Here is a 25826-nt window from a genome sequence, read left to right as displayed (position 1 = left end):
TCAGTTGCGAACCAGCGTGATCCCTTCCAGCTCGGTCGGACCGGGTTCAGGGCGCAGGCCCAGAAGCGGCGCAACGCGGCGGATCACCTCGGCGGCGACCGGCACGGCGGTCCAGCCGGCGGTGCGGCGCGGCTCGCCGCCCGAGGTCTCGACCGGCTCGTCCAGCGACAGCACCAGCACATATTTCGGATCGGTCACCGGGAAGGCGGCGGCGAAGGTAGCGATCACCTTGTCGTCGTAATAGCCGCCGGTCGGCTTGGCCTTGTCGGCGGTGCCGGTCTTGCCCGCGACCTGATAGCCCGGCACTTCGCCAAAGCTTGCCGTGCCGCGCGTCACCACGGCGCGCATCATCGCCAGTGCCCGGCGCGCGGCGGCGGGGCTCATGACCTGCTGGCCGCCCTGTTTCGGGCCGCCATGGATCAGCGTCGGGATCACCCGCTTGCCGCCATTCGCGATCGTGGCATAAGCCGCGGCCAGATGCATGGGCGAGGCCGAAAGCCCGTGGCCGTAGCCGATGGTCATCGCCGAGATCTCGGACCATTTCTGCGGCAAGATCGGCTTGCCCGCCCCCGCCTCGACCAGTTCCAGCCCGGTCGGCTCAAGGAAGCCAAGCGTTTCAAGGAAGTCTTTCTGCCGCTCGGGGCCGATCATCTGAACGATCCGCGCAGTCCCCACGTTCGAGGATTTCACGATCACGTCTGTCAAAGACAACTGCTTGCCGTAATTATGAAAATCGCGAATGCGGTGCTTGCCGTAGCGCATCGGGGACGCCGAGTCGATCATCGTCTCGGGATTGGCAAGACCCAGTTCCATCGCCTGAATCGCGGCAAAAATCTTGAAGGTCGAGCCCAGTTCATAGACGCCCTGAACCGCGCGGTTGAACAGCGGGCTGTCGGACTGGTCGCCCTTGGTCAGCGGCGCGGGGCGGTCGTTGGGGTCGAAATCGGGCAGGCTGGCCATGGCCAGAACCTCGCCGGTCTCGACCTCAAGCAAGATCGCCGATGCGCCCTTGGCATTCATCAGCTTCATGCCGCCCGCCAGAACCTCTTCGACAGCCGATTGCAGCGTCAGATCCAGCGAAAGCTGTAGCGGCGCGCCCTGATTGGCGGGATCGGCAAGCCATTGGTCGCGCTGTTTCTCGATGCCCGCGACGCCGACGATCTCGGCCGAGCTGACACCTTCTTGCCCAAACCGCGCGCCGCCCAGAACATGCGCAGCCAGCGCGCCATTGGGATAAAGGCGCATCTCGCGCGGGCCGAACAACAGCCCCGGATCGCCGATGTCATGCACTGCCTGCATCTGCTCGGGGCTGATCTTTTTCTTGAGCCAGACGAACTTGCGCCCGCCCGAGAAGTCACGGATCAGCCGCTCGCGGTCGAGATCAGGGAAGATCTGCACGAGTTTCTCGGCGGTGGTGACCGGATCGACCATGATCGGCGGCTGCGCGTAAAGCGCGTGGGTCACGAGGTTGGTGGCCAGCACCCGACCCTTGCGATCGACGATATCGGCGCGCTGCGCGAGGATCTGCGTCTCGGCGCCATTCAGGCTCGGCTCGGCGGGTTCTGCCGCGGCCAGCATCGCCATGCGCACACCGACCGTGGAAAACGCGAGCCCGAAGGCCAGCGCCATCACCACCAGCCGCGTCGCGGCCTGCACCCGCGCACTGTCACGGGTGGCCTCGCCACGCAGGCGGATGTTTTCGCGCTCGATCTCGTCGGGGTTCGCACCCGTCGCGCGGGCATGGAGGATGCGGGCCAGCGGGCGCAGCGGCGTGCGGATCATTCGGCACCCTCCTCTTCAACGCCGGTCGCGACCACGTCGATCGGCGCATTCAGCTCCAGCACGGGCTGCGGATAGGCGACCTGCGTGGCCGAGCCGAACTGCTCGGGCGCCATCGGCAGGAGTTGCAGCGCCATGAAGTTCAGGTTGACCAGTTCGCGCAGCCGGTCGGGGCGGTTCTGATAGGCCCATTCCGCGCGCAGCACGCCCAGCCCCTCGCGCAGGCTGGCGATCTCGCGCTGCAGCTCGCGCAGCTCGGCCTGACGGTCCTGCGTGTCGTAGTTCACGTGATAGGCCCAGAACGCGAGGCCCATCACCGTCAATCCGATCGTGAGATAAACAAAGATCTTCATCTGCGTTTCCGTTTGCGGTCCTGCGGGTCGAGGGCCAGCATCGGCAGCCCAAGTTGCGTGCGATCGGCGTGGCCGGCGGGTGTGTCGGTGCGGCGCGCGACGCGCAGCTTGGCCGAGCGCGCGCGCGGGTTGTCGGCCAGTTCCTCGTCATCGGGGCCCACGGCCTTGCGGGTCATCAGATCGAAGGCAGGCGCCGTCGTCGCCTCGATCGGCGCATAGCGCGAGCCCCCGCCCGCACGCCCCGAGCGCGCCTGCATGAAGCGTTTCACCACGCGGTCTTCGAGCGAATGGAAGGTCACCACCGCCAGCAGCCCACCCGGCTTCAGCGCGCGTTCGGCGGCCTCCAGCCCCTCGATCAGCTGGCCAAATTCATCGTTCACCGCGATCCGCAGCGCCTGGAACGAGCGCGTGGCCGGATGACTCTGGCCCGGTTTCGGGCGCGGCAGGCAACGCTCGACCACCGCGACCAGATCGTGCGTCGTCTCGAACGGCTTCAGCTTGCGCGCCTCGACAATCGCCCGCGCGATCCGGCGTGAGGCGTGTTCTTCGCCGTAATGATAAAGGATGTCGGCGATCTCGGCCTCGTCGGCCTCATTGACGATATCGGCGGCACTCGGGCCGGTTTGCGACATGCGCATGTCGAGCGGCCCCTCGCGCAGGAAGGAAAAGCCGCGCTCGGCCTGATCGAGTTGCATCGACGACACGCCCAGATCCAGCACCACCCCGTCAAGCAACACGTCGGAATAGCTGTCGAGTTCGGAGAACGTGCCCTCGACCAGTTCGAGCCGGTCGCCATAGGCGCCGCGCCAGGCCTCGGCCATGGCAAACACCGCCGGATCGCGGTCAACCCCGATCACCTTTTCGGCGCCAGCCTCCAGCAATCCACGGCTGTAACCGCCGGCGCCAAAGGTGCCATCAAGCCAGATCCCCGAGACAGGCGCGACCGCCCCGAGGAGCGGTCGCAGCAATACCGGAATATGGGGGCGATCAGCGTCGCTCATCCTGACCTCGCGGGGTTGGGCAAATTGACCAGCGGGTCGTAATTCTTCGGCCGCGCCGCCGAACGTTCAGCAAACAGCTCGGCCTGATCGGCTGCATAGGCCTCAGGCGTCCAGATCTTGAAGCTCGTGCCCGCCGAGACAAAGAAGGCCTCGTTCGCCAGCCCGATCTTCTCGCGCAGCTTCTGCGGCAGCACCAGCCGCCCGTCGCCATCGATATCGGTCTGGTGCGACTGGCCATACATCAGTTCTTCGATTTCGGCGCGCTCCGGCGATCCGTGCTGCATCATGTCGATGCGCTCGTCGATCTCGTAGATCGCTTCCATCGTGTAAACCTGCAGGAAATTCCGCTCGGGGCCGCCATAGACGATGACGATCTGGGGGCGCTCGCCGGGGGCCCAGTCGGGGTCGCCCGCCTCGATCACGCGGCGAAACGAGGCCGGGATGGAAACGCGACCCTTCGCGTCCACCTTAAACGTCTCCGACCCTCTGAACCGACGTGCCACTTGCGTCGCTCCCTGTCCCGTTTGCTCCGCCCGGGGGCGGAATGGAAAACGGCGGATCGGGCTGCTGCCACTGCCCGATCCGCCGCCCTCGTCCCATTTCTGGGTATGCCCGACTACACGCGCCATCTGGGGGGATGTCTGCTCGCTCGCGCGTCGGATCTTTGGTCTTCGTGAAGCGGGTGCCTGTATGAAACCCGGTCTTTTCGCCGTGAGGTCTTGCTGCCTCTTCGCCTCGCCTCCGATGATTCAGGGATACTCTGGGAATTCATGGTAATCAACAGGATTTTTCACCAGCAGACGGAATATCATGAGTCCGATAGGCCGCAAAAACCAGATATTGTAGCGCCAAGATGCATACAAATTGGGCCACAGACACAAATTAACGCCACATATAGATGATGCAAGGTGAGAAACTGCATTCCCAGAAAATCCCAGAAAGATGCGCCGCCCTCACCAGAAGCGTCAGAAAAATCCACGATCACCCGGAAACACACGCCCTCACAGCGCAGTGATTCGCCGTGATACGGGCAATTTTTCGGCTCGATCCCGTGATTTCCCATGACACATCGGCAAGTTCAAAGGGCGCCCCTTTCGGAACGCCCTTTCATCGAGCCCTAAATACTCTGGGGGAGGCGGCCCTGGCCGCTGGAGGCAAAGCCCCCTGCCCGGCCTCAGACCACGCGCACCGCGATCAGTTCCTGAGCGATCTTGCGATACGGCTCGGCCGCGGGCGAGTCGGTGGTCGCGATGGGATTGCCCGCATCGCCCGCCACGCGCACATCCAGCGCCAGCGGCAGCGCGCCCAGATAGGGCAGCCCCAGCCGCGCGGCCTCGGCCTCGACCCCGCCGTGGCCGAAGAGATGCTCTTCATGGCCGCAATTCGGGCAGACATAGGTCGACATGTTCTCGATCAGCCCCATGATCGGCGTGCCGAGACGGCGGAACATATCGAGCGCCTTCTTCGCGTCCAAGAGCGCCACATCCTGCGGCGTCGAGACGATGATCGCGCCGTCAAGCTGCGTCTTCTGGCACAGCGAAAGCTGGATATCGCCCGTGCCCGGCGGCAGGTCGATGATCAGAACGTCGAGCGGGCCGTATTCGTCCCAGCGCACCTGCCCCAGCATCTGCTGCAGCGCGCCCATCAGCATCGGGCCGCGCCAGATCACCGCCTCGTCTTCCTTCAGCATCAGCCCGATCGACATCAGCGTGACGCCATGCGCGCGCAGCGGCAGGATCGTATGCCCGTCCGGCGAGGCCGGGCGCTGGTAGGTGCCCATCATGCGCGGCTGAGAGGGGCCATAGATATCGGCATCCAGCAAACCCACGCGCTTTCCCTCGCGCGCGAGCGCAACGGCAAGGTTCGACGAGACGGTGGATTTGCCGACGCCGCCCTTGCCCGAGCCCACAGCGATGATGTGGCGCACGCCCGGCACCGGCTGCGGACCGGCGGGCTGCGGCTTCGGGTGGCCGCCGATCTGCGGCCCCGAGCCCATGCCCTTGGGCGGACCGGCGGGGATCATCACGGTCACCGTTTCGACACCCGGCAGCGCCCTCACCGCCGCCTCGAGCGCGGGGCGCATCGCGGTCAGCTCGGATTCGGGCGCGCCTTCAAGAATGAATCGCACCACGCCAGATTCGGCCGCCAACGCCCGCACCAGATCACGCGTGACCGGGTCTCCACCGGGCAGAGAAACCGCTTTCAAGGCCTCAAGAACCTGTTCTTTGGTAACACTCATGTGAGATTTCCCCCGTTCGATCGCGTTCGCCCGAAGATGCCGCTTTTCGCGCCAAGGGCAAGGGGCAGCGGCAACGGGCCGCGCCCCCCGAATAAAACATGTTTCTTTTTCAGATGATTAACTGACCTCCCCCAAGGGCAACCTTTGGCCCAGGGTTACGTGGGGGAAAATAGGTCAGCACGGGATATGCATTTTCCGCATGGCAGAATTGACGCGAAGGGCAATTGTGCACCTGCAGCATTTTCTCCATTTTGACCTCAACAGCGCCGAACAGCGCACAGGCAAACTCACCGCGATGGGCATCGCCCGGGTCGGAAACTCTTGAAGGCAGAACGACATGGCTCTGGTCCACGACGCTCGCACGGCTGAAACCGGTTTTGGTGCGCTGTTCTCGGCGCTGACCGAAGCATGGGCGCGGCGCAAGGTCTATCGTCAGACGCTCCGCGAGCTGAAGTCTCTGTCGAACCGCGAACTGGAGGACATGGGCCTCCATCGCTCGATGATTACCCGCGTGGCCCAGGAGGCCGCCTACGGGAAGTAAATAAAGGTTCCTGAGACCCCTCCTCCTCCCTGGGTCTCGGAAATCGGTGGCACCCTCCTCCTCCTCCCTGAGGGTGCCACCTTTCAGATACCGGCCCTGCGGATCGCGACGATCCGATGCCGGAAGCCCGATACGCAGGCCTCACTCCTCCTCCCAGAGGCCGCGTTGTGAAGGCGGCGGCCCCCTCCTCCTCCCTGGGGTCGCCGCATTTCACGAAACGGGCAGGAATTGTCGGTGGGTCTTCCTCCTCCCTTAAACCCTCCGACAGGGTGCAACCCCCTCCTCCTCCCGGGGTGCACCAAACCAAGGCCGCGGCTCTCTCCTCCTCCCTGAGCCAGCGGTAGAAGAAGCGGCGGCGCCCCTCCTCCTCCCGGGCGCCGCCGTTTTCATTTCCGGGCCTTCGCCCTTGCGCCCGCGACCGGGCGCGGGCATCAGGGGGAAACAGGCCAGGAACGGGGTGGAACGAAATGCTTTCCTACCAGCACAGCTATCACGCGGGAAATCTGGCCGATGTGCACAAGCACGCGCTGATGGCGGCGATGCTTGACTACCTCACGCGCAAGGACAAACCGCTGAGCTACCTCGAAACGCATGCCGGGCGCGGGCTTTATGCGCTTGATGCGGCCGAGGCGCAAAAGACCGGCGAGGCGGCGCAGGGGGTCGAACGGATCGAGCGGATGAACTGGTTCGCGCCCGATCATCCCTATGCGCGCGCGCTCAAGGCGGTGCGGGCGGCGCATGGCAAGCGCGCCTATCCCGGCTCGCCGCTGCTGGCGGCGACGCTGCTGCGCCCGATCGACGCCATTCAGCTCTGCGAACTGCACCCGCAGGAATTCGCCGCCCTGCGCGAGACGATGAAGCCCCATGGCGGCGTCTTCCACCAGAAAGACGGCCTGCAGATGGCGCTGGCGCTGACCCCGCCCACGCCCCGGCGCGGCGTGCTGCTGATCGACCCCTCCTTCGAGGTGAAATCCGATTACGACGCGATCCCGAAGCTGATCGGCCAGGTCGCACGCAAATGGAACGTTGGAGTGATCGCGCTCTGGTATCCGATTCTCGCGCCGCAAGTGCCCGTCGCCCCCGCTCAGGCCGCAATGGCGCGCGGGTTGCGCGCGGCCTTCCCCGAGGCTCTTTCCTCCGAGGTGCGATTCCCGCCCGCGCGCGAGGGCCATGGCATGATCGGGTCGGGGATGTTCATCGTGAACCCGCCCTGGGGCCTCGAAGGCGAGGCGCAACGGATCGAGCGGCTGTTCCGCGCGCTCTGAGCGCGACATTTTTCCGGATTTCCTCTTTGATCCACGTGGTTACGTGATAGCTTGCGGGCGTTGAATTGGATCAAAAGGACAGAACCATGACGTTTGCCCCCCTCAAACTTTCGGGCCTTGCCCTTATTCTCGGGCTGGCCGCCCCGGCCTATGCCGATCCGGCGCTCGGCGTTGGCGTCAGCTTTGCCTTCGGCAAGGGCGCGGGCGTTGACGTCGGCGTCGGTGCGCGCGTCTTCTCGGATGACGAAGAGGATTCGACCGTCGGCTCCATCGGCCTCGACTACATGTTCGGCTCGAAGCGGGTGCGCCCGACGATCGGCATCGCGCGTCTCGGCAATGACAGCTACATCGGCCTCGACATGGGCTTCGGGCCCGGCGGAAGCGTCGATTTCGGCCTGAGCGGCGGCTACACCGACACCGAATCCTCTGCGCCCGCGATGGAGCCGCCGCCTCAAGAGCCCTACGACCTGGGCCCGGTCTAAGCCTGCTGCTCTGACCACACTCTCTGGCGTGCCGTTCAGAACGGCACGTCAATCCGCCTTGTCGGCCGGGCGCACAAAGGCCGATTTGACGTGTTTCGTGCCCGCCTTGTCGAACTCGATCACCATCGTGTCGGCCTCGGCGTCAATCACCTCGCCATAGCCGAATTTCTGGTGGAACACGCGCTCGCCAATGGCGAATTCCGGGACCTCCGACGCCGAAGGCCGGATCGCGCGCGGGCGTGACGCCCCGGCAGCACCCGGCTGCACACCCGAGGCCTGAAGGCGCTTCCAGCCCGGAGAGGCATAGGCATCGGCCTGCGCCGCACGCGCCTCAAGCCGCGATCCGCCGCCACCGCCGAAACCGCCCTCATATCCACGCGACTGCCGCCCCGCATAAAGCCCCGGCGCGCTTTGCACTTCGACATGGGCCGCGGGCAATTCGTCGATGAAGCGCGACGGCAATTGCGATTGCCATTGGCCGTAAACGCGGCGGTTCCCCGCAAAGGAAATCGTGCACAGTTCCTCGGCGCGGGTGATGCCCACATATCCCAGCCGGCGCTCCTCCTCGAGGCCCTTCTGCCCGGTCTCGTCCATCGCGCGCTGGCTCGGGAACAGGCCCTCCTCCCAGCCGGGCAGGAAGACCGCCGGAAACTCCAGCCCCTTCGCCGCGTGCAGCGTCATGATCGTGACCTTCTCGCCGCTCTCGCTGCTTTCGTTCTCCATGATCAGCGCGACATGCTCAAGGAAGCCCTGCAGGTTGTCGAACTGCTCAAGCGCCTTGACCAGTTCCTTGAGGTTCTCAAGCCGGCCCGGTGCCTCGGCCGTCTTGTCGGCGAGCCACATCGCCGTGTAGCCGCTTTCCTCAAGGATCTGCTCGGCCAGCCGGATATGGTCGTATCCGGGCGTCTCGGGCGCGCCGGTATCGGCCTCGATCAGCACACCGTCGTCATCCTCGGTGAAGACGGGCATCGGCACCGCGATCACTGCTTCATGCCAACGCTCGATCATCTCGCAGAACTGCCGCAGCTGCCCCAAGCCCTTGCCGGATATCAGCTTTTCGGCAACCACCGCGCGCGCCGCCATGAACATCGTCAGATCACCATCGCGCGCACGCTGATGGATCACCTGCACCGCCTTGTCGCCCAAGCCCCGGCGCGGCGTGTTCACCACCCGCTCAAAGGCCAGCCCGTCATCGGGGCTGACGGCGAGGCGGAAATAGGCCATCGCATCGCGGATTTCGAGTCGCTCGTAGAAGCGCGGGCCACCGACCACGCGATAGGGCAACCCGATCGAGAGAAACCGGTCCTCGAAGGCGCGCATCTGGTGGCTGGCGCGCACGAGGATCGCGATGTCATCAAGGCCGCGCGGCGGCTGGCCACGGGTGCCGCGCTGGAGCGCCTCGATCTCTTCGCCGATCGCGCGGGCCTCTTCCTCGCCGTCCCAATAGCTGAACAGCCGCACCTTTTCGCCGCCTTCGGTCTCGGTCCAGAGCGTCTTGCCGAGGCGGCTTTCATTGCGTGCGATCAGCCCCGAGGCGGCGGCCAGAATATGCGGCGTCGAGCGGTAATTCTGTTCGAGCCGGACCACCTTGGCGCCGGGAAAATCCTTTTCGAACCGCAGGATATTGCCCACTTCGGCACCGCGCCAGCCATAGATCGACTGGTCATCATCGCCCACGCAACAGATGTTGCGATGCCCCTGTGCCAAGAGCCGCAGCCAGAGATATTGCGCGACGTTGGTGTCCTGATACTCGTCGACGAGGATGTATTTGAAGCGGCGCTGATAAAGCGCGAGCACATCGGGATGGGCCTGAAAGATCGTGACCATATGCAGGAGCAGGTCGCCGAAATCGACCGCGTTCAGCGTGCGCAGCCGCGCCTGATAGGCGGCGTAAAGCTCGGAGCCACGGTTGTTGAAGGCGGCGGTCTCGGCGCCGGTCACCCGCTCGGGCGTGAGCGCGCGGTTTTTCCAGCCGTCGATGATCCCCGCCAGTTGCCGCGCGGGCCAGCGTTTCTCGTCCATATCCGCCGCCGCGATCACCTGCTTCAGCAGGCGGATCTGATCGTCAGTGTCGAGAATGGTGAAATTCGATTTCAGCCCGGCAAGCTCGGCATGGCGGCGCAGGAGCTTGACGCAGATCGCGTGGAAGGTGCCGAGCCAGGGCATGCCCTCGGCATCGCCGCCCAGAAACGCGCCGATGCGTTGCTTCATTTCGCGCGCGGCCTTGTTGGTGAACGTCACTGCCAAGATCTGCCAAGGCTCGGCGCGATGGGTCAGGATCAGATGCGCGATGCGCGAGATCAGCGCCTTGGTCTTGCCCGTGCCCGCGCCCGCCAGCATCAGGACCGGCCCGTCAAACGTCTCGACGGCCTCGCGCTGCGCGGGGTTCAGGTCGCCCAGATAGCCAAAGTCGGGCTCCGGCGCGGGGCGCGCGGCCATCATCGCGCGCTGCGACAGGCTCAGGCTTTCATAGGGATCGTCGTCGAAATCGCTCATGGCGCCAATCTAGCGGGGCGGCGGCGCAAGGAAAAGCCATGTTCTGCGATTGTTCACGCAAATTAACCCCGCACGACGGCGGGCTTGCGGCTCAGTTCCCGACGGTGATGCGCAGGTTGAAGCGATAGCTCGCGTCGGTCAGCAGGCTGGGCGCTGCGGGAAAGGCGCCAGCGCGGCGCACGGCGGCAAGGGCTGCGCGGTCGACGCGGGAATTGCCCGAGGATTTCGCCACCGAGACGCCCTGCAACGCACCGCCCCGCGAGACCTGCAGGCGCAGGGTGACCGAGCCGCCCTGCCCCGGCGCAAACTCGGGCGCGCGCTTGTTGCGCTCGATCCGGCTGCGAATCGAGGCGCCCCATTCTGCGATGGCGCTGCGGATCTGGCCGCTTGAGGCGGTGGCCGATTGCCCCGCCTGACGGTTGCCGCGCGCGCTGCCGCCGCCTGCGCCCTGGGCGCGTTGCGCGGGGGTAGCGGCCGCGGCTTTGCTGGGTTTCTTGGCCTGCTTCTTCGGGGGGTCGGGCTTGGGCTCCGGTTTCGGCTCGGGTTCCGGCGGAGGCGGCGGGGTTTCGGGCGCGGCCTCCTCTTCGGGGATGGGCAGCGCCAGCATCGGGCGCGACAGCTCGGCCAGCGGCGCCAGTTCAGGCAACTCCGAGGGCGGCGGCGGAGGCGGCGGGGCCAGATCGGGCGGCGCGATCTCCTCGGGGGTCTCGGCGATCTCCCATTCCTCGACCAGCGCCTCAAGCGCCGCGTCCGAGGCCACGAGGCTCAGCACCGCATCACCCCCCTCACCCGCAGCCTCAAGCGAGCCCGACTGCGCGAACAGCCCGAAGGCCGCCGCATGCAGGCCCAGCGAGACGAGGCCGAAGACCAGAAGGCCGAGGGTGCCCGGGCGGGTCATGGCGCCCCCCCGACCGAGGCCGCGATCAAGTCGACCCGGCCAAAGCCCAACGCGCCCAGATGCGGCATCAACCCGGCCAGACGGCTCGCGGGTAGGCTGCGATCGGCGCGCAAAAGCAGGTTCGGCGGCTGCGCGGCACAGTCGTTTTTTGCGCAATAACCCGCCTGCGCCTCGGCCAGCGCGGCCATCAAGGCGCTGTCGTCACTGCCCTCCGGCGCCTGCAGATCACGGAAGACCAGCGTACCATCGGCCCCCAGCCAGAGCGTGAATTCGCCCTCCGCCTCGGCTTCGGCGCGCACCTCGGGAGGCTCGATCGGGAACGGCTCGGCGGGGCGCATCTCGCCAGCGAGCAAGAAGAAGATCAGCAGCAGGAAGACCACGTTGATCATCGGAAGCAGCGTGACATTGGTGCGGCGGATGGGGGGCGGCGAGAAACGCATGGCTCACTCCATCACGATCACGCGGGTGATGCCCTGCGCCGCGAGCGCCTCGACCACCTCCGCCAGCGCCTGCAGATCGGCGTCGCGCGTGCGCAGCACCACGGGCGCGTCGGGCGTCGGCATCATCGGCAGAAGCGCCGCGGCCAGATCTTCGGTCGCGGCCTCGATCCCGTTCAACAGCACCCGCCCGTCGGCCCAGATCTCGACCACGCGCGGCGGGCCCTGCCACTCGCCCGCGCCAGAGCCGCCCGCAGGCGTCAGCGCAAGGCTCGTCTCGCCGGAAAACCGCGAGACCAGCATGAAAAAGACCAGCAACAGGAACACCACGTCGATCATCGGCGTGAGGTCCGGTCGGCGCCGGGGCGCGGGCTGGTCGAAACGGAACATCAGCCGATCGTCTCGTTGGTGACAAAGAGGCGGGTGGCGATGTCTTCCATGTCATGGCGCAGGCTGTCGATGACGCTGTCGAACCAGGTCAGCGCGATCTGCGCGGGGATCGCCACGGCCATGCCGGCGGCGGTGGTCAGAAGCGCCTCCCAGATGCCGCCCGCAAGCATCGCGGGATCGGCGCGGCTGCCAGCCTCTTGCAGGGCCTGAAAAGCCGCGATCATACCGGTCACCGTACCCAGAAGCCCCAGCAGCGGCCCGATCGTCGCCGCCAGTTCAAGCCCGCGCAGCCCCGCCCGCGCCTGCGTCAGGAGCGAGCGCGCCAGCCGCTCGGTCTCTTCGCGTGCCAGAGCATCGGGCATCGCCGGATCGCAGAGCACCTCCATCGCGCGATGCGCGAGCTGCGCCCGCAGGCTGCGCCGCCCGTCAAGCCGCGCCCGCGCCTGCGACCGCTCGCCCTTTTGCCACAACGCAACCGCCGCCTCGGCATGGCGCCCGCCCGACCACGCGCCGCCCAGCGCCAGCCGCCAGACCTTCCACAGGATCAGCGCGACCGTCGCCACCGACAGGATGCCGATCGCCCAGAGCGCCATCCCCCCGGTATCGAGGAAGGCCACGATCTGCTGCGGGTCAAAGCCGAGGCCCAAGCCTTCCGCCGCAAGTCCGGTTTCCATCATTCGCTCCACTTCAGAGAAACGGGGGCGCACCCATAGCACGCCCCCGATGATTTTAGAACTTGGCTTCGAGCTTCACATAGACGCTGCGGCCCGGCTCCATCACCCGCTCCACCTCGGTGTCGAAGACGTTGGTGCGGCTCAGGTGCTTCGCATAGGCCTTGTCGAGCACGTTGTCGACGCCAGCGATCAGCTGCGCCTTGTCGTTCAGCGCGTAGCTGCCGAACAGGTCGAGCGTCGCATAGCCCGGCGTCGGCCCGCCATCACGCGAAGCATCATAGCGGTGCTGCGCGGCGGCAAAGTTCACCCGCCCGCCAAAGCGCCAGTCATCCATGTTGTAGATCGCGCTGAGCGAGCCTTCGAGCGGCGGGATCTGCGCCAGCGCCCGGTCGTCATCGCGGTTCTCGCCATAGGTATAGGTCGCGTCGCCCGCGAACTCCCAGTTGCCCGAACGCCAGTAACCGCTCAGTTCGACGCCGGCCAGATCGGCGTCGATATTGCGGTAAAGCGTCATGCCCGGCATCGAAAACTGATCGCGCAGGATATAGTCGTTGACGCGATCGACATAGACCGTGGCGGTATAGCCCCAGGTCTCGGTCGAGGTCTCGATACCGACATCGAACTGGAGGTGTTTTTCCGGGTCGATACCGGGGTCACCAACCCAGGCATTGGCCGAAACCACACCATCGATAACGGTCCCGCGGGCGATCGAGCGTTCGTTCGCATCCCCCGTGCGCACCGAGCGCGACAGCCCGGCAAAGACCTTGGTGGTCGCGCTCAGCTCATGCTCTAGCCGCAGGAGCGCGCCGAAGTTGTCCTCGGTATAGGCGCCATCATAGATGTTGCCATAGACCGCATCATAGAGGTCGTTCGGAACGATCGAGGGCGGATAACCCTCCAGCCCGTCGGCCCAGCCTGCCGTCGCGCGCACATGGTCATAGCGCAGCCCGCCCTTGAGCGTGGTTTTCGCCGACAGCGCGGTCTCGGTTTCGAGGTAAAGCCCGGTCTGCGAGATCGTGGTGTCGGGCCACATCAGGTAGCGCGCGGCGCCGGGGGTCTCGGCCTCGACCACGGCGGCCGGGCCCATGTAGTTGATCGCGCGGCGATTGTTCGAGCGGTAATCGACACCGAGCTTCGCGGTGGTCGCGCCGAAGTCGAACTGGCCTTCGATCTTGCCGCCGTCGGTCACCGAATCCGAAGGCACATAGCCGCCCATCGGCAGGCCACGCAGCGAGAAGTTATCCATGATGTGATAGATGTCGCTGCGGTAGATGCTGGCCTCGATCCGCTTGAGCGAGCCCATGTCGACATCGAGGCCGCCGCGCAGGCGGTAGACCTTGGCATCCGACAGCGGGCTGTCCATGCTGGCGCCCGAGAACAGCACGTCCTCGGCCTTGTTGCGCTCGATATCCAGCGCGATCTCGCCGCTCTCGCCCTTGTAGCCGAAGGTCAGGCCGGTGGCGCGGCTGGTGAAGGCGGTGCGCTCTTCGCGGCCACCGCCGGCGTCGTAATTGTCGGCATCCTTGTATTCGCCGCTCGCCTCCATGTAGAAGCCGCCACCCAGATCGACCGAGATGTTGCCGCCGATCTCGAACCGGTTGCCATTGTCGGTGTAGCCAGTGCTCAGCGTGCCCGAGATCCGCTTGCCCTCTTCGAATTCGGGCGCGTCGCGCTCGAGCTTGACGGTGCCGCCGGTGCCGCCCGGCCCGTTGGTCACCGAGGAATAGCCGCGCTCGACGATGATCCGGTCGGCGCGCGCCAGAGCCGCCGAGGAGGTCGGCGGGTCCATCCGGTTCGGGCAGCCGCCGAAGCTCACCGAGCCGGCGTCGATCACGTTGATTTGGTCGGCCTGCTGGCCGCGGATCACGATATCGGCGGCATGGCCACCCATGCGGTTGATCGAGACGCCCGGCACGCGGTCGAGCAATTCGCCCGCATCGGCCACGGGCGCGCCCTCGACCTGCTTGGGCGAAAATTCATAGCTCGCCGCCTTGGTCTTGGCGCGTTCGAGGATCAGGTAGATCGGGTCGAGCGTGAAAGCGGTTTCGTCCGCGTCCTGCGCGAAAGCCGCCGGAGCCAGCGAGCACAGCAGCGCCGCCGTCACGCTCAGGCGCGTCAGAGTGGAATAGTTCATGAGTTCAGTCCCTTGATGTCTCGTAACCCGGGCCCAGCGCATTCGGCGCGGCCGCATATTCGCCCTTCGGCCCAAACGGGCGAAGACGGGTGCAAATGTCAGTTGTCGAGGCGAATCAAAGGGATGCGGGTGGTGCCCGGATCGCGCGCAGGCCCTCGGGGCGCGTGGGCTCTGCGGTCAGGTCAGCCGGCAGATCAAGCGCGGCAAGATGAAATTCGGTGATCCGCTCGGGCGCGACAAAGCCCGGCGCCACCAGGGCCGCGCCCACCACGCAGAAGGGGCAGCGATCCTGCACCGTCTCGGAATGGGTAACATCGACCTCGCCGGTCACCAGATCAATGGTGACGGTCAGGAAGCCCTCGGGGCCGCAGATGATCGAGCGAATCTCGCCATCCTTGAGCGGCGCCTCATAGCTGACGAAGCTCAGCGCCACCTGCGCCGACAAAAGCAGGCTCAGCACCGCCATCAAGGCGCTGCGCATCAGCCCGGAAATGTCGAAAGCCCGTTTCATGGGCACAGGAGTCGCGAATTGCGACGGATTGCGCAACCGCACAGGTCAAGTCGGTCTGTGACAAACCGACACATGTTGCGAAAAAACCCTGTGGTTCAGCCCGGATGCACGAGCGAGGCGAAGAGCCGCGGATCGAGGCTTTCGGCGGCGAAGGTCGGCCCCTCGGTCAGGAGCGCCACCGCATCATGGCTGTGCAGGCTTTCCTGATGGCTGGCCACGACGCGGAAATCGCCCACGCGCGGATCGGCCAGAAGCCCGGCGGCAAAGGCGCGCACCGCATCCTCGACAAAGATCGGGTTGGCGGCGTTCAGCTCGGCAAAGGCCTGCTCGTCCTCGCGCTTGACCATCACCTGCGTTTCGGTCGGCACGGCGGCGCGGGCGATGGCGATCAAGTCTTCGAACCAGAGGCAGTCGCCCTCTTCGGCCACCACCGAGATCCGCGCCACCGAGCGCTGCGAATGCGGCGTCGCCAGCTGCCCGCGCGCGCGCCGTGCATGTTCGGACAGTTCGAGCGAACAGGGGCAGGTCGAGGAATAGACGTAATCGAGATGGATGATCTGGCGCCGCGTGCCCGCCTGATCGAGCTGCTCCAGCGCGATGTCGTAATATTGCCAGCCCGCCAGCCCCGAGCGCAGGCTTTCAATCTTCACCGGGAAGGAAAAGCGCATCTGCAGCCGCGCGTCGAAGCTTTCGAGATGGTCTTTGTAATCATCGACCGCGTGCGCCATCACCTCGGCCGAGAAATCGCGCTCGGCATGGGCATAGAACGACCGCATGATGCGGCTCATGTTGATGCCCTTCTTTTCCGCCTCAAGGCTGACCGTGCCGGTGACCGAGGTCTCCAGCGTGACCTCGCCGCCGTCTTTCAGGCGGTAACGGATCGGCAGGCGGAAATTGGAAATGCCGACATGTTCGATCCGGGTCTTGGCGCCGACGATCAGCGAGGCGGGGCCGTTCTGCAGGTCGGGCAGCGACGCCTTGTAGGCCGCGTCCACGGTGAAGTCCGCGTCATAGTCGCGTTTCAGGTCGGGGTAATTCGACAAAGGCGTGCCGGGCAGAAGCCGCGCGATCGCCGGGTCGAGCGCGGCAACCTCTTCGGGGCTGGCCGAGGCCGCCCAGTCGCGCAGCACGTCCAGTGCGGATTTCGCCTGCGCCATATCTGGCGGGCTGATCTTGTCGAGATGGTTCATCCTTCCCTCCGGCATCCCCGGGCCATGCACCATATGGGGTGCAGGGCGGGAATGTCCAAGGGAAAGCGGCGCGTCAAACCGCTTCCAGTGCGGCCTTGATGTCGGCGATCAGATCGGCGCCATCCTCGATGCCAAGCGAGATCCGCACCAGCCCTTCGGTCACGCCCACTTCGAGGCGCTTTTCCGGCGTCATCGAGGAATGGGTGGTCGTCGCCGGGTGCGTCGCGATCGAACGCGCATCGCCCAGATTGTTGGAAATCTTGATGATTTCCAGAGCATTGAGGAAACGGAACGCAGCCTCGCGCCCGCCGTTGAACTCGAAGGCCACCATCGTGCCGCCCGCGCCCATCTGCTCGATCGCGAGCGCGTGCTGCGGATGCGTGGTCAGCCCCGGATAGATCGTGCGCGCGAGCTTGTTATGCCCCGCGACCGAGCTGGCCACCGCCGCCGCGTTCACCGCCTGCGCCCGCACGCGCAGATCCAGCGTCTGCAACCCGTTCAGGAGAACCCAGGCGTGGAACGGGCTCATCGCGCCGCCGGTGTGTTTGACATAGGTTTCCAGAGGCCCGCGAATGAAGGCGCGCGTGCCGCAGACGACGCCGCCCAGCACCCGGCCGCCGCCGTCGATATGCTTGGTCGCGGAATAGGCGATGACATCGGCGCCAAGCTCGGCCGCGCGCGAGAACACCGGCGATGCAAAGGCGTTATCGACCAGCACCACTGCGCCGCCCTCATGGGCGATTTTGGCCACGCCCGCGATGTCGATCACCTCGAGCCCGGGGTTCGAGACGCTCTCAAAGAAGCAGACCTTGGTATTGGGGCGCATCGCGGCGCGCCACTCTTCAAGCTTCACGCCATCGACCAGCGTCACCGCCACGCCGAAAGTCTGCAGGAATTCCAGCACCTTGAGGCAGGAGCCAAACATCTGCCGCGCGGCGACGATATGGTCCCCGCCCTTTACCAGCGCGGCCAGCGCGCCGTGAATCGCGGCCATCCCCGAGGCGCAGGCAAAGGCATCCTCGGTGCCTTCGATCGCGGCCATCCGGTCCTCGAACATGCGCGTGGTCGGGTTGCCGTAGCGGGCATAGATGAATTCATCCTCGCCCAGCGTTTCAAAGCGCGCGGCGGCGGCCTCGGCCGACGGGTAGACGAAGCCCTGCGTCAGGAACATCGCCTCGGCCATCTCGCCATATTGCGAGCGGCGGGTGCCCTCGTGGACGAGTTTCGTGCGGGTGTTCCAATCCTTGGACATGCGGGCCTCCATAGCTGGACCTGCCCTAACGCGCGCGCCCGGGTGCGTCAACCTGTCCCACCACCCGAACCCGCGTTTCGCCCTTCAATTCAAGGCGCTGAATGTGTCTGCGCACCCTCCGCCCCGGCGAGAATGCGGGCCCGGAAATCGCCCCCCGCACGGCGCACGGCGCGGACCACGGCGCGCCGGTCGCCTTCGATCGCGGCGTCGATCAGCGGCGCGAGCTGGCCGGTGGATTTCAGGTGGCGGCCAAGATCGGAATGGGTGCGCTCGGGGAAGAGGAAGTGATCGACGCCCCGACTGGGCGCGAAGGCCAGCGCATGGGCCGCATCATCCACCATCCCGTGCAACAGAAAGACCCGCGTCGCCGCGCGCCGCCCGGGCAAGGGCGCGACCGGAAAGGCCAGGGGCCGCGCGATCCGCTTGCGCCAGTGCAGCCAGCGCGTTTCCGGGCCGACATGGCGCTTCAGGATCGAATATTGCGGGGAAATCGCGACGATTGCATCCAGCGGCAGAATGGCTTGCGCCGACAGGGCACTGAAGCCACCCATGGACAGGCCCAGCGTGGTTATCCGGGTAATCTCATGGCGTGCCCGAACCCGTTCGACCGCCGCCTGCAACGCCGCTCCGAACTCGGGCGCATTCGCCCAGCTGCGCGAGAAATCGGTCACGAACAGCGCGTGCCGCTTGTGCTTGCCGATCGCTGCACCGACGAACTCATGTGGCGGCGGTTCATTACGTTTTCGCCCGATCGACGAGAACGAGATCACCAGATCCGTGCCCTGCCCCTCGGCATAGACGGCACGGATCGGGCCCTCTTCGACCAGAAGCTCCATGCCTTCAGTTCGGTCCAACATCCTCGTCCTTGTCGATGCCATGGCGCGAGATCACGCCGCTTTGGGTCATGATGAAAATGAACATGATCGCGGTCAGGCCGAAGGTCTTGAAATTCACCCAGACCTCATCGGACATGGTGCGCCAGACGATCTCGTTGGCGAGCGCGAGCCCGAGGAACAGCGCGGTGAAGCGGCGCGTCAGGATCATCCAGCCTTCATGGGTCATCGGCAGCACCTCGCCCATCACCGCCTGCAGCCAGGGCTTGCCGCGCATCAGCCCGACGCCCAGCGCGCCGGCGAACAGGAGGTAAATCAGCGTCGGCTTCATCTTGAAGAAGGTCGGATCATTCAGCCAGACCGTCAGCCCGCCAAAGGCCAGCACCAGCACCAGCGTCACGATCTGCATCACCGAAAGATGCCGCGTGATCGCGTATTGCACCGCCATCGCCGCCACCAGCACCGGCACGAAGATCGCGGTCGCCACGATGAAGCCGCTGTATTCCGTGCCCGCGACCGTGATCGCGCGCTCCTTGAACAGATAGAAGGCGGCGAAAAACACCAGGAGCGGCCCGTATTCCAGCGCCGCCTTGAGCTTGCCCGGGATCGCCCGTCCCGAAACCTGCCCCGATGAATTCTGTTCCGTCATTGCCTCATCCTGCCATTTCCACGACCACGGCACCCACCGCGATCAATCCCATCAATGCGGTGCGCCGCGGCCCCACCTTTTCGCCCAGCACCAGCCATCCGATCAGCGCGGCAAACACGGTCGAGGTTTCACGCAGCACCGCCGCCTCGCCCACCTTGTCGAGCCGCGTCGCCATCATGATCGCACCAAAGCTGAAATAGGCGACAAACGCGCCAATGACACCCCTGCTCAGCAAAGGCATCAGCTCGGAGCTGGGCAGGTGGCGCCAGCGGCGATAGGTGATGACGGGCATAAACCAGCCGTCGATAAAGAAAAACCACGCGAGGAAGGTGAACGGGTCGGCAGTGGCGCGGATGCCATAGGCGTCATAGGTCGTATAGAGCGCGACAAAAGCCCCGGTCAGCGCGGCAAACGCCAGCGCGGGCACCATCGTTTCGCGCCCGACCTTGATCGTGCGCAGGTTATAGATCGCGAGCCCGTATATCCCGGCCAGCAACAGCCCCACCCCCGCCCATTGGCCGAGCGTGAAATGCTCGCCGAAGAGGAAACCCGCGCCGATCACGGTGAAGAACGGCCCCGTGCCGCGCACCACCGGATAGACGACCGTATAGGCGCCGCGCGTGTAGGTCATCGCCTGCGCCAGCTTGTAGCCCGCGTGAATCACGAACACGCCGGCGAAGATCGGCCACATATGCGGCTCGGGCCAAGGCACGACAAACAGCGCGAAGGGGGCTGCGATCGCGCCATAGCTCGCGTCGATCGCCGCGCGCGAAAGCCAGGGATCATGGCGCCCCTTCTGCAGCGCACCGAACAGCGCATGCAGCAGCGCCGCCAGAAGCGCCAGCGCCAGCGCGGCGTCATGGCCCGCTGGCGTGCCTTCGAGGGAGCGGATAAACTCGCTCATGATCTCACCTTGCGGAGTTGCACCTTGGATATCCTGTCGAACCTCTGGAACGATCTTGCAACCTCTTTCACCGCGACACCGCCCTCGGTGGCGGCGATGCGGCTGATCGCGGCGCTGGTTCTGGGCGGCGCGATCGGGTTTGAGCGCGAATGGCACCACAAATCGGCCGGGCTGCGCACGCATATGCTGATCTCGATCGCGGCGGCGCTGTTCGCGCTGATCGCCTTCGAGCTGGTCGCCCTGACCGAGGCGACGGATGGCGCGGACGGCGGCGCGCGCCACGACATCCTGCGCCTGATCGGCGCGGTGACCTCGGGGGTGGCTTTCCTCGCGGCGGGCTCGATCATCGTGACGGGGCGGCTGGTCAAGGGGCTGACCACCGGCGCGGGGATGTGGCTCGCGGGCGCGGTGGGGCTGGCTTGCGGCTCGGGCAGCATCGGGCTGGCGGCGCTGGCCTCGGCGCTGACGGTGATCGTGCAATGGCTGTTCCGGGTGCTCGAGGACCGGATCGAACACAAGAGCGAACGCGAGGCCGCCGAAGAGGCCCTGATGGCCGGCACCTCTGTCGAGCGCCGCCGCTCGGCCCCGCACGAGCCCACCGACTGAGCCCCGCGCGCCATCACACCGGCCAGATCATGTTGTTCTCGAATCCGTCGATCGTGGTGATCGTGGGATAGTCGCGCACCAGGAAGAAGATGCGCTTCTTCTGCCCCGGCCGCGGCGAGAGCGAGATGTCATACACGTTTTCATGCGCCCCGAGATAGGCGATCACCGGCTCGGGGTCGCCCATCACATCGACGAAGAACTTGAACTGCGTCCCCAGCCGCTTGTGCAGCTTGATCCGTAACGTGACCCGCCGCCCGCCGTCTTCGCACTCAGACACCGTCACCGGCAGGATCCGGTTGCGCAGCCGCCCGTGATAGCGTTCGAGGTCGCTCGCCATCTCGTGCAGGTAGGCATCATTGCCATAGCGCACCATCAGGCAGCGCAGCGCGCGCAGCTCGTCGGGCACATCGGGGCGCGCGCGAAAGGTGACCTCGATCTCCTTGGTGCGCAGCGCGATGCGAAACAGCGCGATCTCGGTCAGGCGCCGGATCAGCGACCAGACGAAGCTCGCCAGTGCCGTCAGGATCGTCGCGTCGAACCAGAACTTGCCGGACCCGAAATAGTCAGCGGCGGTGTCGAGGGTCATTCCTCCGCCCCGACCAGCGCGCGGGCGAAGTCTTCGGGGTCGAAGGGCGCGAGGTCGTCGATCTGCTCGCCCACGCCGATCGCGTGGATCGGCAGGCCGAATTTATCGGCCAGCGCCACCAGCACGCCGCCCTTGGCGGTGCCGTCGAGCTTGGTCATCACCAGCCCCGAGACATCGGCGATCTTCGAGAAAATCTCGACCTGCGAGAGCGCGTTCTGCCCGGTCGTCGCATCCAGAACCAAGAGCGTGTTATGCGGCGCGCTCTCGTCGCGCTTGCGGATCACGCGCACGATTTTCGCCAGCTCTTCCATCAGGTCGGCGCGGTTCTGCAGCCGCCCGGCGGTGTCGATCATCAGAAGGTCGGCGCCATCGGCCTCGGCCTTGGCCATCGCGTCGAACGCAAGGCTCGCCGGGTCCGAGCCCTCGGGCGCGGTCAGTACCGGCACGCCCGCGCGATCGCCCCAGACCTTGAGCTGTTCGACCGCCGCCGCGCGGAACGTGTCACCCGCCGCGATCACCACCGACTTGCCCGCCGCCTTGAACTGCGAGGCGAGCTTGCCGATCGTCGTGGTTTTCCCCGACCCGTTCACCCCCACGACCAGCACGACCTGCGGCTTTTTCGGATAGATCGGCAGCGGTTTCGCGACCGGCTCCATGATCCGCGCGACCTCCCCCGCCAGCGCGGCCTTCAGCTCGGGCACGGAGATCTTGCGCCCCATCCGCCCCTCGGCCAGGTTCGCCGAGACCCGCAGCGCCGTATCCACGCCCATATCGGACGCGATCAGCAGCTCTTCGAGGCTTTCGAGCATCTCGTCATCGAGCACCCGGCGCGGCGCGTCCGGCGCACCCCGCCCGATCAGCCGCCCCAGGAGCCCCGGCTTCTTCGCCTCGGGTTCGGGCGTGGGTTCGGGCGTGGGCGCAGCGGCGGGCGTCTCGGCCGACGCCGCAGGGGCCGCCGCTACAGCCTCCTCGGCCCCGCCCTCGGCCACGATCGCATCCAGCCCCTCTTCGAGCTTCGAGGAGGACCGCGTCAGGCGGGATTTGAGCTTGTTGAAAAACGACATGCCGGAGGGCCTTTCACGGGGCCCGATCATCAAGGGCCAAACGGGTTTTCCCGTTTCTTGCCCATTCGCGGCGCAGGTTCAAGCCAAAGGCGGAACGCGGCGCCCCCGCCACAGCATGGAAAAAAGGCCGCAGGCGCGCCGCGACGGGATGACTTCGCCGCGCGCGCCGCGTTAAAATCGCGCCGACCGAGCCAAAGGCCCTTTTGCCCATGACCTCTGACCAAGACCCTCAGGATCCCGCCGCACCGCAAGGCCTGCGCGCACGGCTTGGCGCGCTGCTGTCGCCCGAAACCGGGGCACCGACGGTGCAGGCCTTCGCGCTGGTGACGCTGGCGCCGGTGCCGCTTCTGGTGCTGGCGGCGTTTTTCGGAGGCGGCTTCGCGCTGGCGGCGCTTTTGTGGATCGGCGGGCTGACCTTTGCGCTCGATCGGCTGCTGCGCCGCCCTGTCCCAGACGCGCCCGAGGGCAGCGATTTTCCCGGTGCCGACCGGCTCTCGCAGGGGCTGGCGGGGCTGCATTTCGTGCTGCTGTTCCTCGCGATCTGGTCGCTGTCGGGTGACGCGGGCTATGGCCCGGTCAGCTGGGTTCTGGTGTTCTGGGCCTTCGGGCTGTTCTTCGGGCAGGTCTCGAATTCGAACGCCCACGAAATGATCCACCGCAGCGACAAGCTGACCTTCAACCTCGGGAAATGGGTCTATATCTCGCTTCTGTTCGGGCATCACACCTCGGCGCATCGCCATGTGCATCACCGCTTTGCCGCAACGCCCGACGACCCGAACACCGCCGCCCTGGGCGAGTCGTTCTGGGCCTTTGCCCCGCGCGCCTGGATCGGGTCTTTCGTCGCGGGCTTCGAGATGGAGCGCAACCTGCGCGCCGCGCGTCTGGCGCAGAACGCCCCCGCGCAAACTGGCGCTCTGGGCGATCTGATGACCCACGTCACGCTGGCCCGGCCCTATCTGGAATATGTCCTCGGCGGGCTCGCCTTCCTCGTGCTGATGGGGCAGCTCTTTGGCCTCGACGGGCTCCTGGCCTATATCCTTCTGTGCCTCTACGCGCAGATCCAGCTTCTGCTGTCGGATTACGTGCAGCATTACGGGCTGGAGCGCGCCGCACTCGGCAATGGCCGCTATGCGCCCACCGATGAGCGCCATTCCTGGGACGCGCCCGATCCGGTCTCGTCGCTCTGGATGTTGAACGCGCCGCGCCATTCGGACCATCACGCCCATCCCGCCCGCGTCTATCCGGCGCTGCGACTGGGCCAGACCGACGCGCCCGGCCGCCCGATCCTGCCACGCTCGCTGCCGGCAATGGCGACGCTGGCGCTCATCCCGACGCTGTGGCGGCGGGTGATGGACAAGCGCGTGCTCGCGCTGCGCGCCCAGCAAAAAGCCGCCACCCGGTGACTCTGACCCGGGTTTCACCAAAACTTGGCTTTCGCGCCCGCGCGCCCCGTGGCAGGCTGAGGCCATGAAACGCGCGCTTCTTTCCACTTTCCTGTTCCTCGCAGCACCGCTGGCCGCGCAAGAGCTTGGCCCGCCGATGGATGCGGCCGCCTTTGACGCGCGCACGGTCGGGCGCACGATCACCTATTCGGTCGGCGGCCAGCCCTACGGGATCGAGCAATACATGCCCGGCCAAAAGGTGCTCTGGGCCTTCGCCGAGGGTCAGTGCAAGGAGGGCACATGGTTTCAGGCGGGCGCGTTCATCTGCTTCGACTATCAGGACGAGAACGGCCTGCAATGCTGGACCTTCCACGAACGCGGGCCCGATCTGGTCGCGCGCTTCCGGGGTCAGTCGCAGAACGAGCCGCTGGTCGGCCTGTCGGAAAGCCCCGAACCGCTGGTGTGCCAGGGTCCGGACGTCGGCGTCTGATGGGGCTCCGCCCCCGGCCTTCGGCCTCCCCCGGGATATTTACGGCAAAATGAAAGCCCGCCCTTTCATCGAGCGCTAAATACTCCCGCCGGAGGCTTCCGTCCGCGACGCAGGCGCAAGCGTCAGAACAGGCTGCCCTGTTCGGGCGGGGCGGGCTTTTTCGCGGGCTTGCGCGCGGGCTTGGCGGCGGCCTGAGGCGTGGGCGGCGCGGGATCGGTCGCGGTTTGCGGTTGCGCCACGATACGGCCATCCTGAAACTGGATCTCGAGCATCGACTCTCCGGCAGCAGCCATGGCCGAAGTCACCAGCCCCTCGGCCCCATGCACCACGGCATAGCCGCGTTTCAGCGTCTCGGTATAGCCCAGCGTCTGGCGCATCCGGTCGATCCGGTCGAGGCGTTCGGCCAGCGCTTCGAGCCGCGCGCGCGGGGCCAGCGCAAGGCGTTCGGAGAGCCCGTTCAGCCGCTCGCGGTCGCGGGCGTTGGCGCGGGCGGCCTCGGCGCGGGTGCGCGCAAGCGCCGGGGCGAGGCGTTCGGCCAGCCCCTGCAAGCGACGGCGTTCTTCGGCCATGAAGCGGGTCAGCGCCAGCGGCGAGAGCCGCGCCTCAAGCGGCGCGAAGGCGGCGCGCTTGCGGGTCGTGGCCATGCGCAGCGCGGGGGCGAGCCGGTCGGCCCAGAGGTCAAAGCGCTGGCGGGCGGGTTGCAGCAGCGCCTCGGGGCGGCCCAGCGCGCGCGACAGGTCGGCATGGCGCTGGCGGCGCTGATCGAGGCGGGCGCGGGTGGCGCGGGCCATGCGCGCCTCGGCCTCGGACAGCCACGCGGCTAGCTCGGCCCGCACCGGCACCGCCATTTCGGCGGCCGCCGTGGGCGTGGGCGCGCGCCGGTCGGACGCATAGTCAATCAGCGTGGTATCGGTTTCATGCCCCACCGCCGAGATCAGCGGGATCGCGCTTTCGGCGGCGGCGCGCACAACCGATTCCTCGTTGAAGCCCCAGAGATCTTCGAGCGAGCCACCGCCGCGCGCGACGATGATCAGGTCGGGGCGCGGGATCGGCCCGCCGGGCGCGAGCGCGTTGAAACCACGGATCGCGCGGGTGACCTCGGGGGCGCAGGCCTGCCCCTGCACCGCCACCGGCCAGATCAGCACGCGGCGCGGAAAGCGGTCGCGCAGCCGGTGCAGGATGTCGCGGATCACCGCCCCCGAGGGCGAGGTGACGACGCCGATCACCTCCGGCAACCACGGGATCGGGCGTTTGCGGGCTGCGTCGAACAGACCTTCGTCGGCCAGCGCCTTCTTGCGCGCTTCGAGCATCGCCATCAGCGCGCCAGCGCCCGCGGGCTCGACGCTGTCGACGATCAGTTGGTATTTCGACTGGCCCGGAAAGGTCGTGAGCCGCCCCGTCGCGATCACTTCCATCCCCTCTTCGGGGCGGATTTGCATGCGCGCGACCTGCCCCTTCCAGCTGACCGCGGCGAGCACCGCATTGTCATCCTTGAGGTCGAAATAGAGATGCCCCGAGCGCGGCATCGAGACGCGACCCACCTCGCCGCGCACGCGCACGCGGCCGAACTGGTCTTCGAGCGTGCGCTTCACCGCCCCCGAGATCTCGGAAACGGTGTAGTCATGGGCGTTGCCGCCCGTCTCGGGAGTGTCGATCAGATCCATCCGCGC

General features: G+C 66.4%; 26 protein-coding genes. 6 read left to right on the top strand and 20 right to left on the bottom strand.

Annotated elements, in window-relative coordinates; translation table 11 throughout:
- The 5 genes from CLN94_RS03390 to CLN94_RS03370 form a co-directional block, all read right to left on the bottom strand.
- Positions 1-1782 carry a peptidoglycan D,D-transpeptidase FtsI family protein gene (locus CLN94_RS03390; protein ID WP_096431130.1) on the bottom strand — a complete coding sequence of 594 codons (1782 nt, stop codon included), beginning with the start codon at positions 1780-1782 and terminating at the stop codon, positions 1-3.
- A complete protein-coding gene (gene ftsL / locus CLN94_RS03385) occupies positions 1779-2132 on the bottom strand; it encodes a cell division protein FtsL (RefSeq protein WP_096431128.1) in 354 nt (117 codons plus the stop codon). The genes CLN94_RS03390 and ftsL overlap by 4 nt, the downstream gene beginning before the upstream one ends.
- Complete coding sequence (rsmH, locus tag CLN94_RS03380) at positions 2129-3133, bottom strand: 16S rRNA (cytosine(1402)-N(4))-methyltransferase RsmH (protein ID WP_096431126.1); 1005 nt, start codon at positions 3131-3133, stop codon at positions 2129-2131. Before rsmH ends, ftsL begins: the two co-directional genes overlap by 4 nt.
- Positions 3130-3636, bottom strand: coding sequence for a division/cell wall cluster transcriptional repressor MraZ (gene mraZ, locus CLN94_RS03375; protein WP_096431124.1), 507 nt, complete (start codon positions 3634-3636; stop codon positions 3130-3132). Before mraZ ends, rsmH begins: the two co-directional genes overlap by 4 nt.
- Positions 3637-4307: 671 nt before the next feature.
- Complete coding sequence (locus CLN94_RS03370; RefSeq protein ID WP_096431122.1) at positions 4308-5372, bottom strand: Mrp/NBP35 family ATP-binding protein; 1065 nt, start codon at positions 5370-5372, stop codon at positions 4308-4310.
- A 337-nt stretch (positions 5373-5709) separates the two neighbouring features.
- On the opposite strand from CLN94_RS03370, the gene CLN94_RS03365 reads away from it, so the two are divergent.
- The 3 genes from CLN94_RS03365 to CLN94_RS03355 all read left to right on the top strand — a co-directional run bounded on the left by CLN94_RS03365 (position 5710) and on the right by CLN94_RS03355 (position 7660).
- A complete protein-coding gene (locus CLN94_RS03365; RefSeq protein WP_096431120.1) occupies positions 5710-5913 on the top strand; it encodes a DUF1127 domain-containing protein in 204 nt (67 codons plus the stop codon).
- 467 nt (positions 5914-6380) lie between these two features.
- Entirely contained in the window at positions 6381-7178 is a 798-nt protein-coding gene (locus CLN94_RS03360; protein WP_096431118.1) for a 23S rRNA (adenine(2030)-N(6))-methyltransferase RlmJ, read from the top strand.
- Between the two features lie 86 nt (positions 7179-7264).
- Positions 7265-7660 (top strand): hypothetical protein, encoded by a 396-nt coding sequence (locus CLN94_RS03355; protein WP_096431116.1) that lies wholly within the window; start codon positions 7265-7267, stop codon positions 7658-7660.
- A 48-nt stretch (positions 7661-7708) separates the two neighbouring features.
- Here the strand turns inward: CLN94_RS03355 and CLN94_RS03350 are convergent, their stop codons facing one another.
- From CLN94_RS03350 to CLN94_RS03295, 12 genes are all read right to left on the bottom strand, one after another.
- Entirely contained in the window at positions 7709-10156 is a 2448-nt protein-coding gene (locus tag CLN94_RS03350; protein ID WP_096431115.1) for an ATP-dependent helicase, read from the bottom strand.
- A 91-nt stretch (positions 10157-10247) separates the two neighbouring features.
- On the bottom strand, positions 10248-11054 hold the full coding sequence (locus CLN94_RS03345) for a cell envelope integrity TolA family protein (RefSeq protein WP_096431113.1): 807 nt from the start codon (positions 11052-11054) through the stop codon (positions 10248-10250).
- Positions 11051-11494: an ExbD/TolR family protein gene (locus CLN94_RS03340; RefSeq protein ID WP_096431111.1), complete on the bottom strand. Its 444-nt coding sequence runs from the start codon at positions 11492-11494 to the stop codon at positions 11051-11053. The genes CLN94_RS03345 and CLN94_RS03340 overlap by 4 nt, the downstream gene beginning before the upstream one ends.
- 3 nt (positions 11495-11497) lie before the next feature.
- On the bottom strand, positions 11498-11881 hold the full coding sequence (locus tag CLN94_RS03335; protein WP_096431109.1) for an ExbD/TolR family protein: 384 nt from the start codon (positions 11879-11881) through the stop codon (positions 11498-11500).
- On the bottom strand, positions 11881-12555 hold the full coding sequence (locus tag CLN94_RS03330) for a MotA/TolQ/ExbB proton channel family protein (RefSeq protein ID WP_245845060.1): 675 nt from the start codon (positions 12553-12555) through the stop codon (positions 11881-11883). Before CLN94_RS03330 ends, CLN94_RS03335 begins: the two co-directional genes overlap by 1 nt.
- Before the next feature lie 55 nt (positions 12556-12610).
- Positions 12611-14689 carry a TonB-dependent receptor domain-containing protein gene (locus CLN94_RS03325; protein WP_179300217.1) on the bottom strand — a complete coding sequence of 693 codons (2079 nt, stop codon included), beginning with the start codon at positions 14687-14689 and terminating at the stop codon, positions 12611-12613.
- 115 nt (positions 14690-14804) lie between these two features.
- Positions 14805-15200, bottom strand: coding sequence for a hypothetical protein (locus CLN94_RS03320; protein ID WP_096431104.1), 396 nt, complete (start codon positions 15198-15200; stop codon positions 14805-14807).
- Between the two features lie 95 nt (positions 15201-15295).
- Complete coding sequence (folE2, locus tag CLN94_RS03315; protein WP_096431466.1) at positions 15296-16390, bottom strand: GTP cyclohydrolase FolE2; 1095 nt, start codon at positions 16388-16390, stop codon at positions 15296-15298.
- A gap of 73 nt (positions 16391-16463) precedes the next feature.
- Positions 16464-17642 carry an aminotransferase class V-fold PLP-dependent enzyme gene (locus tag CLN94_RS03310; protein WP_096431102.1) on the bottom strand — a complete coding sequence of 393 codons (1179 nt, stop codon included), beginning with the start codon at positions 17640-17642 and terminating at the stop codon, positions 16464-16466.
- Positions 17643-17731: 89 nt separating this feature from the next.
- Positions 17732-18499: an alpha/beta fold hydrolase gene (locus CLN94_RS03305; RefSeq protein ID WP_179300216.1), complete on the bottom strand. Its 768-nt coding sequence runs from the start codon at positions 18497-18499 to the stop codon at positions 17732-17734.
- A complete protein-coding gene (locus tag CLN94_RS03300; protein ID WP_096431098.1) occupies positions 18483-19124 on the bottom strand; it encodes an inner membrane-spanning protein YciB in 642 nt (213 codons plus the stop codon). The genes CLN94_RS03305 and CLN94_RS03300 overlap by 17 nt, the downstream gene beginning before the upstream one ends.
- 4 nt (positions 19125-19128) lie before the next feature.
- Complete coding sequence (locus CLN94_RS03295; RefSeq protein ID WP_096431096.1) at positions 19129-20028, bottom strand: EamA family transporter; 900 nt, start codon at positions 20026-20028, stop codon at positions 19129-19131.
- Between the two features lie 24 nt (positions 20029-20052).
- On the opposite strand from CLN94_RS03295, the gene CLN94_RS03290 reads away from it, so the two are divergent.
- A complete protein-coding gene (locus CLN94_RS03290; protein WP_342744520.1) occupies positions 20053-20634 on the top strand; it encodes an MgtC/SapB family protein in 582 nt (193 codons plus the stop codon).
- A gap of 13 nt (positions 20635-20647) precedes the next feature.
- Here the strand turns inward: CLN94_RS03290 and CLN94_RS03285 are convergent, their stop codons facing one another.
- Together CLN94_RS03285 and ftsY are read right to left on the bottom strand one after the other, a co-directional pair.
- Positions 20648-21220, bottom strand: a complete 573-nt coding sequence (locus CLN94_RS03285; protein WP_096431094.1) for a hypothetical protein — start codon at positions 21218-21220, stop codon at positions 20648-20650.
- The gene (ftsY, locus tag CLN94_RS03280) at positions 21217-22284 is read right to left on the bottom strand and encodes a signal recognition particle-docking protein FtsY (RefSeq protein ID WP_096431092.1); all 1068 of its coding nucleotides are present in this window, start codon (positions 22282-22284) and stop codon (positions 21217-21219) included. The genes CLN94_RS03285 and ftsY overlap by 4 nt, the downstream gene beginning before the upstream one ends.
- 209 nt (positions 22285-22493) lie before the next feature.
- Between ftsY and CLN94_RS03275 the strand changes: the two genes are divergently transcribed.
- Together CLN94_RS03275 and CLN94_RS03270 are read left to right on the top strand one after the other, a co-directional pair.
- Positions 22494-23687 carry an alkane 1-monooxygenase gene (locus tag CLN94_RS03275; protein WP_096431091.1) on the top strand — a complete coding sequence of 398 codons (1194 nt, stop codon included), beginning with the start codon at positions 22494-22496 and terminating at the stop codon, positions 23685-23687.
- Positions 23688-23751: 64 nt separating this feature from the next.
- Positions 23752-24156: a hypothetical protein gene (locus CLN94_RS03270; RefSeq protein ID WP_096431089.1), complete on the top strand. Its 405-nt coding sequence runs from the start codon at positions 23752-23754 to the stop codon at positions 24154-24156.
- A gap of 122 nt (positions 24157-24278) precedes the next feature.
- Here CLN94_RS03270 and xseA read toward each other — a convergent pair whose 3' ends face one another.
- Positions 24279-25820 carry an exodeoxyribonuclease VII large subunit gene (xseA, locus tag CLN94_RS03265; RefSeq protein WP_096431087.1) on the bottom strand — a complete coding sequence of 514 codons (1542 nt, stop codon included), beginning with the start codon at positions 25818-25820 and terminating at the stop codon, positions 24279-24281.
- Between the last annotated feature and the right edge of the window lie 6 nt (positions 25821-25826).

Origin of the sequence: Pseudothioclava arenosa, from assembly GCF_002358085.1 — a bacterium.
In the GTDB taxonomy this organism is placed as follows: Bacteria; Pseudomonadota; Alphaproteobacteria; order Rhodobacterales; family Rhodobacteraceae; genus Pseudothioclava; species Pseudothioclava arenosa.
The sequence above is the reverse complement of the archived record's forward strand: the minus strand, read 5'-3'. Positions and strand labels throughout refer to the sequence as shown.